The 10,316-nt window shown below is 31.3% G+C and carries 11 protein-coding genes; all 11 read right to left on the bottom strand.

Annotated elements, in window-relative coordinates; translation table 11 throughout:
- Positions 1-11 precede the first annotated feature (11 nt).
- The 11 genes from N4A57_RS09710 to N4A57_RS09660 all read right to left on the bottom strand — a co-directional run bounded on the left by N4A57_RS09710 (position 12) and on the right by N4A57_RS09660 (position 10,273).
- A complete protein-coding gene (locus N4A57_RS09710; protein WP_293657797.1) occupies positions 12-1,184 on the bottom strand; it encodes a SpoIIE family protein phosphatase in 1,173 nt (390 codons plus the stop codon).
- A complete protein-coding gene (locus N4A57_RS09705) occupies positions 1,181-2,881 on the bottom strand; it encodes a [Fe-Fe] hydrogenase large subunit C-terminal domain-containing protein (RefSeq protein ID WP_293657796.1) in 1,701 nt (566 codons plus the stop codon). The genes N4A57_RS09710 and N4A57_RS09705 overlap by 4 nt, the downstream gene beginning before the upstream one ends.
- Before the next feature lie 2 nt (positions 2,882-2,883).
- Positions 2,884-3,126: a (2Fe-2S) ferredoxin domain-containing protein gene (locus N4A57_RS09700; protein ID WP_330671497.1), complete on the bottom strand. Its 243-nt coding sequence runs from the start codon at positions 3,124-3,126 to the stop codon at positions 2,884-2,886.
- 355 nt (positions 3,127-3,481) lie between these two features.
- Positions 3,482-4,183: an N-acetylmuramoyl-L-alanine amidase CwlD gene (gene cwlD / locus N4A57_RS09695; RefSeq protein ID WP_293657795.1), complete on the bottom strand. Its 702-nt coding sequence runs from the start codon at positions 4,181-4,183 to the stop codon at positions 3,482-3,484.
- 559 nt (positions 4,184-4,742) lie between these two features.
- Positions 4,743-5,900, bottom strand: a complete 1,158-nt coding sequence (locus N4A57_RS09690) for an AI-2E family transporter (RefSeq protein ID WP_293657794.1) — start codon at positions 5,898-5,900, stop codon at positions 4,743-4,745.
- Positions 5,901-6,055: 155 nt separating this feature from the next.
- Entirely contained in the window at positions 6,056-6,448 is a 393-nt protein-coding gene (gene rpsI, locus N4A57_RS09685; protein ID WP_293657793.1) for a 30S ribosomal protein S9, read from the bottom strand.
- Positions 6,449-6,477: 29 nt separating this feature from the next.
- Positions 6,478-6,906: a 50S ribosomal protein L13 gene (gene rplM, locus N4A57_RS09680; RefSeq protein ID WP_293657792.1), complete on the bottom strand. Its 429-nt coding sequence runs from the start codon at positions 6,904-6,906 to the stop codon at positions 6,478-6,480.
- 136 nt (positions 6,907-7,042) lie between these two features.
- The gene (truA, locus tag N4A57_RS09675; RefSeq protein WP_293657791.1) at positions 7,043-7,777 is read right to left on the bottom strand and encodes a tRNA pseudouridine(38-40) synthase TruA; all 735 of its coding nucleotides are present in this window, start codon (positions 7,775-7,777) and stop codon (positions 7,043-7,045) included.
- A gap of 18 nt (positions 7,778-7,795) precedes the next feature.
- Complete coding sequence (locus tag N4A57_RS09670; RefSeq protein ID WP_293657790.1) at positions 7,796-8,596, bottom strand: energy-coupling factor transporter transmembrane component T family protein; 801 nt, start codon at positions 8,594-8,596, stop codon at positions 7,796-7,798.
- 1 nt (position 8,597) lies between these two features.
- A complete protein-coding gene (locus tag N4A57_RS09665) occupies positions 8,598-9,452 on the bottom strand; it encodes an energy-coupling factor transporter ATPase (RefSeq protein WP_293657789.1) in 855 nt (284 codons plus the stop codon).
- On the bottom strand, positions 9,443-10,273 hold the full coding sequence (locus tag N4A57_RS09660) for an energy-coupling factor transporter ATPase (protein WP_293657788.1): 831 nt from the start codon (positions 10,271-10,273) through the stop codon (positions 9,443-9,445). The genes N4A57_RS09665 and N4A57_RS09660 overlap by 10 nt, the downstream gene beginning before the upstream one ends.
- Positions 10,274-10,316: the final 43 nt, after the last annotated feature.

The following is a 10,316-nucleotide window of genomic DNA, read 5'->3' as shown; positions in this document are numbered from 1 at the left end:
ATGTCACCTCGTTATATACTTTTTTTAGTCACAACTTTTCCCATTTTCTTCATAACTTTTATCATATCATTTATTATCTTTAACTTGGTAGAATAATTAATAGGAAAATCAGATTTTTGATGGGCAGGATTCACTGCTGAACCAATCCATATATTTAGATGGGTACAATCTTCTATGAGGATTTTAGCCAACATGGATGCTCCATCCTTTTTATTATAAAAGGACTTTCTAAATGCTAATTCTCCCTTTTCTCTATAATATTCTATTCTCTTTAATGCATTATTTAAAGTAAGTACTCCTTCTGTTGTCAAATCTATTCCCTCTATATATGCTATAGGTGGTACTTCATGGTCTATTATATCCATACTTACTTTCATTTTTCTATTTAGTTCTCTAGATGCTACATTAGCTGCCGTACCACCACATACTATTTTTTTTCCTTCTCCCCTTATCCAATCATATACTACTTCCTTATCCTTCATTTTATCCTGTGGTGGCCCTATTAGCATATTTATTATTTCAGGTTCTTTAACCTTAACAGATACTACAGTAGTATCATCTCCAGGTTTCCCTCCGTATAAATTTTCACATACATCTATTAAATTCTTTCCTACACCATCTGCTGATTTTTCTTTCAGATTTATATTTACTAAGTAATCTTTCACATTATCCCATTGCCAACCTAAATTTAAGTAAGCTCCTACTCCTGCATGAATAACTCCATCACTGACTACAGTAAGGGTATCCTTTGGTGATAATTTAAAGTCACTTTCTTTTATAGTTTTTCCCTGTAGTTCCTTTTTCCTCTTTACCACTTCTAAGTGTTTATTTCCACTTACTAATATGAATGGAGGATTATCATATTCTGCTATATAAACACTACCATCATCCCTTATCTTTATCATAGTAAAGGTAGCATAAGCTAATTTTCTTACTCTACACTCAGGGAGGGTATTTATTATGGTATCTACGGTCTCTTCTATGCTAATGCCTTCATTTAGCATGGTTGCTGCTATTTTTGAAGTTAGTGTAGCTAGGATATTTGCCTTTACTCCACTGCCTAATCCGTCTGCCACAACTATTATTACACTATCTTCATTTCTTATTATTTCAACCTTATCTCCACACAGTTCTTCTTCATATTTATTTAGACTATTTGATGATACATCTATAAAATATTTCATCTATAATCACCATTTTCTTGAAGGACTATTTTCTTTAACTTAGTAAGTATACCCTTAGTCTCAGCTGTGGTTTCTCCCAGTAAGCTGGCAATTTCTTGAGCTACCCTCATTTGCTTTTCTATTACCTTTTGTGCTGCTTCTATGGTATTTTCCTTTACTAGAGTTAATTCCTCTTTGTGTTTTTCTTCTTCTGTTATATTTGTCATAATGGCAAGTAATATGCTTTCCTTTTCTAAATATATGATACTCTGAAATAATACAATATTATATTCCTTATGATATATTTTTTTACCTATAATACTTTCTTTCCTTTGAAGAACTCTTCTAAATAACTCATCATCTAATATGACTTCAACAGGCTTATTCTTTACTTCATGGGCTCTTACATGAAATAATTTCTCTGCTTTATTGTTAAGTTCTTTTATTTTTAGTTCATCATCTATAAGTATTATTCCATTTGGTGAATGTTCAAATATTACATTAGTAAGGCCCTCTGCTTTACTTCTCATAAAGGGAAGACACATATTTAATTCAGCCATGCCCTCATATACGGCTTGAGCCTTTTCTCTACAAGTATTGTATCCACAGCCTCCACAATTTAGTTCATCCTTTTCTTCATACTTACCTATTTTTTTTAATATTTCTTCTATCTCCTCTTGTGATGCTTCTTTTCTCAAAGGACTCTTATCTAAGAATTTCTTATTAAAATTTTCACAATTAGAATCCTGAAATCCTTCCATATCCTTAGCTTCTTTCACATAATCCTTTACTGCTTTTTTTACTTTGTAAAAGTTTTTCTCAGTCATGGCAGGTCCTTTTATACAACTACCACTGCAAGTATTTATCTCTAAACAAATCTTATCTAAATGATTGTTTTCTATAGATTCTAAGGTTTCCATGGAGTTTTCAATTCCACTTATCTTAAGTACTTCATATTCTCTAGATACATTCTCATAATTTAAAACGGATTCTAATGGGTAGGCTCTACCCCTTTTAAATGAATCTTCATTAAAATCACTTTCTTCTAAATGATCAAGTTCTATTTTTTCATTATAAAACCACTCTTCTAATTCATCAAAAGTTATTACTGCATCTACTATATCATCATGTCTAAAATCTACAGCCTCTAACTTTTTTGCAATACAAGGACCTATAAATACTACATAGGAATCCATTCCATATTTTTCTTTTATTATTTTTCCATGGGCTATCATAGGTGATACTACTGGTAGCATATAATTTACTAGTTTTGGATAATAATTTTCTATTAGGTCATTAGCAGCTGGACAACAGGTAGTTATATATATTTTTTTATCCCCTTTTTCTATCTTATTCTTATATATTTCTGATACTACTTCTGCTCCAATGGCAGTTTCTTCTACTATACTAAATCCAAGTTCAAATAATCCTGTTGCAAATTGTCCCACCGTCTTCATATTAAAAGCTCCCACATAACTAGGGGCTACACTGGCTATTACTTTTTTTCCATCTTTAATAGCATCTTTAACCTTTTCTAAATCACTTTTAATTTTTCGTGCATTTTGTGGACATACTCTAAAGCAATTTCCACAACCGATGCATTTCTCAATTACAATTTGGGCCTGCTCATTTTTTATTTTTATTGCTTTTACAGGACAACTTCTTAAACATTTATAACAATTCTTACAATTAGCCTTTGAAAAGTTCAATATGTTCATCCTTAAAGCCTCCCTAAAACATTTTCATAAAAAAACTCATCCACAGTACTTTCATTTACAGAACTTATTTCATCTCTCACCTTTACAGATACATAGTCATTACACTCACCTAAACAAAAGGATGCTTTTATAACTATCTTATCTTCAAGATTCTTCATCTTAACAAGTTCTTGTAATCTTTTAATTACCCTTTGTGATCCTTTTAAATGGCAAGCACTTCCAACACATATACTAATTTCCATAATCCTATCACCCTTTTTTATCCAGTCATATTCATAAACAGTATACTATCCCCTTAACCACATGGCAACGATTAAATTAATAATTTTGATAATTTTTTATCATATTAAATCTACAAAAAAAATACATCTATAAATAGGGATATACCTTCATGGGTAATCCATATTTATAAACGTTAATTTTCTAAAAATTCCTGAATATAATCCTTTATAATTATATCCTAATTTTATCCACATATTCATACACATGTTAATTATAATAGTGTATAAAATGTGGATAAATATAATATTCTATATACGTGTAATTTTCTGACTTTTAGCAGTTTTTAGTTTTTTTGTTCACATCTTATCCACAAGTATCTTAATCTATCTCTTGAAAATATTCTAATACACCCACATATATGGCCCAGGCCACCTTTTCTTGATATATATTATTAGAAAGTAACTTTTCTTCTTGGAAATTACTTAAAAAACCACATTCCACTAGGACTGTTGGTACCTTACATTCTTTTAATATGTATACATCCCTTTTAGATTTAGCTTCCCTATGGTTTTTCCTATCTAATACTTTTTTTAATTGTTCTTGAATATTTTTAGCTAATAATTCGCTTTCTTCCGAATTTTCTGGATAAAAAGTCTGAGCCCCATAATATTTAGAATCAGGGAAACTATTCATATGTATACTAATAAATAAATCAGCATTATTTCCATTCATCATTTTTCTACGCTCTCTTAGGTCTTCATTTTTTTTCTTTCTTATGGTTCCAGAGTCAGAATATAATCCCACATCCTCATCCCGTGTAAGAATCACAATAATTCCTTGTTCTTCTAATAACTCTCTCAACCTTAAAGCTATCTCTAAATTTATCTTACTCTCATTAGTTCCACTTTTCCCCACTGCACCTCCATCTATGCCACCATGGCCTGCATCTACTATTATTACTTTACTTACATTGAATTTAAAAGTACTTACAAATTTATCTGATATTAATAATAAGGCTCCTATGAGTATAAACATGATTACTACTAGGTATACATATCTTTTTCTCATAATTACTATCAAGCTACCACCTCACATATTTATAGATTTCATGATTTTAAATTTTCTTTACACTGTAATTTGCCTACGAAGGTAAATATATTGAAAATTTTTGGAACCCTGGAACGTCACAACAGCATATGCTACTACAACATGACACGTGGACCTATATACGAAGATTCACACTTTCGATTGTGACAAGGAATTGGGTGGAAAAGATTTTCAATAGTTTCCTGAAATAGGCTCACATAAAGCAAGTTTATACACCAGAAATCTATACTTTTTCCCTAACTACTAATATATTTTATTCACCTTTTATAAATATATGAGAACTATTATATTTATGGATTTCGTAACACTAAGTTTTCTTTATACAGTAACTTGCCTACAAGGGGGAATATATTAAAAATTTTTGGAACCCTGGAACGTCACAACATCCTATGCTCCTCCAACATGAGTAATTAACCTATCTACGAAGATTTACACTTTCCCTTGTGACAAGGACTTGGGTGGAAAAAATTTTCAATATATTTTCCTGAAGTAGGCTCACATAAATCAAGTTTATAAACTATAATCTATCCTTTTATTCTTTTCTAATATTATTCTTATTCTTTAACCTTTTTTCCACTACTTTATCAAAGGTAACTAATATTATGGATATGACAGGAACTCCTAAAAACATACCTACTAATCCAAATAAACTTCCTCCTAATATAATAGAAAATATAATCCATATGGGATTTATTCCTATCTTGTCTCCTAAAATCTTAGGAGTAAGATAAAAACTATCAAATTGCTGTAAAAAAAATAATAATATTAATACCCATAAAGCTTTAGTACTACTATAAAAGGATACGAACATAAATCCCACTACCATTCCTATTAGTGGGCCAAAATAAGGAATCATATTTGTAATAGTAACTACTATACTTATGAGTATTACATAGGGACTTTTAATAATAGTCAATATTCCAAAGGCCATGATACCTATGATTAAAGAATCAACAGATTTCCCTATAACATACTTAACAAATATTTTATCCCCTTCTATTATGAACTTCTCAATTTCATCCACCCTATGATCATCTAAATATGCCCTTAATATACGTCTAGTTGAATTTATTATTTTCTCCTTATATATAAGAACATAAAAGGATACTATACATGCCAATAATATATTTAAAGTTTTAGATGTAAATATAACCACTCCATCTAATATGTTGTTTATACTGCTTCTTGCCTTATATCCTAATCTAGTAAAGATTTCTTTTATATTTCCATTTAACATTTGTACAAAATTATAAGAGTCTTTTTTGTCTATTAAATTAATCAATTCTAGAATTTTACTTTCACTTTTATTTATATATTTAGGTAGATTATTGACTAAATCCTTAATACTGCTTATGGTAGCTGGTATTATTAAAATAAGTACAATGGTCACAATTCCTCCAATAAATAATATAACTAATCCTATACTTATGGCCCTTTTATATTTAAGACCCTTTATTTTACTTAATAATTTAAATTCTATCCATTTAACTAGGGGATCTAATATATAAGCTATTATTAATCCTCCTAAAAAAGGCTTTAATATATTTAATACTCTATTTATTCCAGTACCTATATTTCTGTACATGGAATCTAAATTATCAACAAATTTATAATATGTGATAGCAATTAATATTACAATCAATAAATTCATATATCCCTTTATGAAATATTTTTTTTTATTCAACCTCATTCTATCACCCCCTAATATTTTTAATAATATAACTCTAATTAGTTTGCACATTTTTTCTATTATATATATCTATATTTTCATATACTTTAATATAAAACAAAAAAACACTATCCAGTTTAAAACTGAATAGTGTTTTAATTTCTCTATAGAAAATATTATCTCTTTGAGAATTGTGGAGCACGTCTTGCTTTCTTTAATCCGTACTTCTTTCTTTCTTTCATTCTTGGATCTCTTGTTAAGAAACCAACCTTTTTAAGAGTAGGTCTAAATTCTCCATCAGCTTTTAATAAAGCTCTAGAGATACCATGTCTTAAAGCTCCAGCTTGACCAGTGTATCCACCACCGTGTACCTTTGCGATAACATCAAACTTTCCTTCTGTTTCTGTTAAAGTAAGAGGTCTTCTTACTTCTCTTCTTAATGTTTCGTAGTTGAAGTATTCTTCCACGTCTCTTCCATTAATAGTTATATTTCCTTGTCCAGGAACTAATCTTACTCTAGCGATAGATTTCTTTCTTCTTCCTGTACCATAGTATTGTACTTTAGCCATTGTGCATCCTCCCTTCTTTCAGAACCTATTTATATATCTAAAACTTCTGGCTTTTGAGCTTCATGCTTGTGCTCAGCACCAACGTATACATGTAATTTTTTGAACATTTTTCTTCCTAAAGAATTCTTTGGAAGCATTCCCTTAACAGCTAATTGAATAATAGCTTCAGGCTTTCTTTCCATCATTTCTTTGAAAGTAAACTCTTTTAAGTTTCCTACATAACCAGTGTGATGTCTGTACATTTTGTTTTCAAACTTCTTACCAGTTACCTTTATTTTTTCAGCATTTATAACAATTACATTATCTCCAGTATCAACATGTGGAGTATAAATTGGTTTTCTTTTTCCTCTTAATATAGCAGCTACTTCTGAAGCAAAACGACCTAATGTCTTACCCTCAGCATCCACTACATACCACTTTCTTTCAATCTCTTGTGGCTTAGCAACGAACGATTTCATTGATTTCCCTCCTATCACTACTTTAACACTCTTTCACTCTCGTAATCTATTTTTAGAAATCCGGGGCTAGTGGATTTACTAATATACACATTACCTATATATTTTAATATACCTACATTTTAATGTCAAGGTATTTTTAATAATATACATGGCTTAAATACAGGCCCTGGGCTGGTGCCGTATGTCCAGCCCTCTTCCTACTCCTAGATTCTATAATTTTACCCATTTCATCTACTGATTTCTTCCCTTTTCCAACTTCCACAAGGGTACCTACTATAATTCTAACCATATTATATAAAAATCCATTACCTTTAATCTCTATGGTTATTAAGGGACCCTCCCTATGAATCCTTAAATCATAGATAGTTCTCACCGTATCTACTACAGAGCTGCCTGAGGACATAAATCCTATAAAATCATGAGTTCCTATAAATGCCTTAGAAGCTTTTATCATTTTATCTAAATCTAATTCATCTCCAACATAATAGGCATAATTTCTCCACAGGGGGCTTCTATATGGGTCATTATAGATTTTATATATATACTTTTTTCCAACAGCATCATATCTTGCATGGAAATTTTCCTCTGCTAATTCTGCATTTATTATGGCAATATCATCTGGAAGTATGGAATTTAAAGCAACTGGTATTCTCTCTATTGGTATGGTAAACTCTTCCCTGAAGTTGGCAATCTGTCTAAGTCCATGGACCCTTGCATCAGTTCTCCCAGATCCATTTATCTTCACATTCTTTTTCATTATTTTAGATAGACCCTTTTCAATTTCCTCTTGAACAGATCTATCATTTTTTTGTCTTTGCCATCCATAAAATAAAGTACCATCATATTCCACCGTTAGCTTTACATTTTTCATATGTTCACCTTCAATTTTCTAATACATGACTCTATCTATTATAACTGCACCTATCATGAGAATCGTAACAAAAGCCCCTACATAATCTTTACTACTAATGGACAATTGATTCATTCTAGTCCTATTTTCTCCACCCCTATAGCATCTAGCTTCCATGGCCATGGCTAACTCCTCAGCTCTTCTAAATGCACTTATAAATAGGGGTACTAATAAGGGTACTAAACTCTTTGCACGTTTCATTAAATTTCCACTTTCAAAATCTGCTCCCCTTGCCATTTGAGCCTTCATTATCTTGTCAGTTTCCTCAAGTAATGTAGGAATGAACCTAAGGGCTATGGTCATCATCATGGCCAATTCATGGGCTGGAACTCCAATTTTTTTAAATGGATTTAATAACTTTTCTATACCGTCTGTTAACTCTATAGGAGATGTACTTAGAGTTAACATGGACGTACCTATTATTAATAATATTAATCTAGTAGCCATAAATACAGCCTGTCTTAAACCTTCTTTAGTTATATTAAGTGGACCTACTTCATATAAAATCTCACCCTTAGTCATAAACATATTTATTAAAAAGGTAAAAGTTATAATGAGAAATAATGGCTTTAATCCTCTAACAATAAATTTCACAGGTACCTTTGATAAACCTATGGTAATTACTAAAAATCCAATTACGTATCCATATGCCATAAAGTTTTTTACTAAAAACAAAGACATAATATAGGCAAAGGTAATAATTATTTTAACTCTTGGATCCATTTTATGGACAGACGAATCTATAGGGTAATATTGCCCTATGGTTATATCCCTTAACATATTACTTACTCCTCATCCATTTTAGTATTTCTGTCTTAGCCTCATCTATGGTGAATATATCCTTCTTTATATTAATTCCCTTTTCACTAAGCTTATTCATAAGTATAGTAATTTGAGGAACGCCTAGACCAATTTCTGTTAATAATTTACTTTCCTTAAAAACTTCCTTAGGACTTCCCATAAGAGCCACTTGCCCCTTATCCATTACTACAATTCTATCTACTAATCTAGATATGTCTTCCATACTATGGGAAACTAATATTATATTCATTCTATATTCATTATGAAGCTTCTTTATTTGATTTAAAATATCATCCCTTGCCTTTGGATCAAGGCCTGCTGTAGGTTCATCTAATATTAATACTTCTGGCTTCATAGCCACAACTCCCGCTATGGCAACCCTTCTTTTTTGTCCTCCACTCAGTTCAAAGGGAGATTTGTCCTTTATCTCTTCATAATTAAGACCCACCCATTTTATGGCCTCTTTAACCCTAGCATTTACTTCATCCCCATCTAGTCCTAAGTTAGTAGGGCCAAAGGCCACATCCCTATGGACTGTTTCTTCAAATAATTGATGCTCAGGATATTGAAATACTAATCCTACCTTTTGACGAATTTCTCTTAAATTCATCTTAGGCTTTGTAATATCTACTCCATTTATAATGATTTTTCCACTATGGGGTTTTAATATTCCATTTAAGTGCTGCACTAAAGTGGATTTACCTGAACCCGTGTGGCCTATAAGGCCTATAAATTCTCCCTTCGCAATACTGAAACTCACATTATTTAATGCTGTCGTTTCAAAGGGAGTATTAGGATTATATATATGTTTTAAATTTTCTACCTTTATTGACATAAGTAATTCACCAACTCATCTACTGTAAGTATATCCTTAGGAATATCCATTCCTTCTTTATTTAATTCAAAAGCTAATTCCGTTACTTGAGGTACATCTAGTCCTAATTTCTTTAGCTTTTCCACTTGGGAAAACACTTCCTTAGGTGTTCCTTCAATTATTATATTTCCCTTTTCCATAACTATTACTCTATCTGCATATACGGCCTCTTCCATGAAATGAGTAATATTAACTATAGTTATCTTATCTTCTTTATTTAGCTTTACCATAGTCTCTACAACCTCTTTCCTCCCAGAAGGATCTAGCATGGCCGTAGGCTCATCAAAGATTATACACTCTGGTTTCATGGCTATAACACCCGCTATGGCAATTCTTTGTTTTTGTCCTCCCGAAAGTAAATGGGGACCTTTTTTTCGAAACGCATACATTCCTACGGTCTTTAGAGCATCATAAACTCTTTGTCTTATTTTTTCCGGATTCACCCCTAGATTCTCAAGTCCGAAGGCTATGTCTTCCTCTACCACAGTGGCCACAATCTGATTATCTGGATTTTGAAATACCATTCCAGCATCCTGTCTTATATTCCATATATTATTATAATCTGAAGTATCCAGACCATTTACAAAGACTTTTCCACTACTTGGTAATAATAAACCATTAGTATGTTTAGCCATGGTAGATTTACCAGATCCATTATGGCCTATGACTACAAGAAATTCTCCTTTTTTAACATGTAAGTCTACTCCGTTTAATGCTACAGTTTCCCCTTCTCCTTCTCCATATTTATGTACTAGTTCTTTAATTTCTATAATATTTTCCATTGTTTCTTTCCTTCCCTATGGGTTTAGTATTCTTTCCTTAACA

Source organism: Anaeromicrobium sp. (assembly GCF_025210435.1).
GTDB lineage: Bacteria > Bacillota > Clostridia > Peptostreptococcales > Thermotaleaceae > Anaeromicrobium.
Note: the sequence above shows the minus strand (reverse complement) of the source record. Positions and strands in the feature narration are given on the sequence as shown.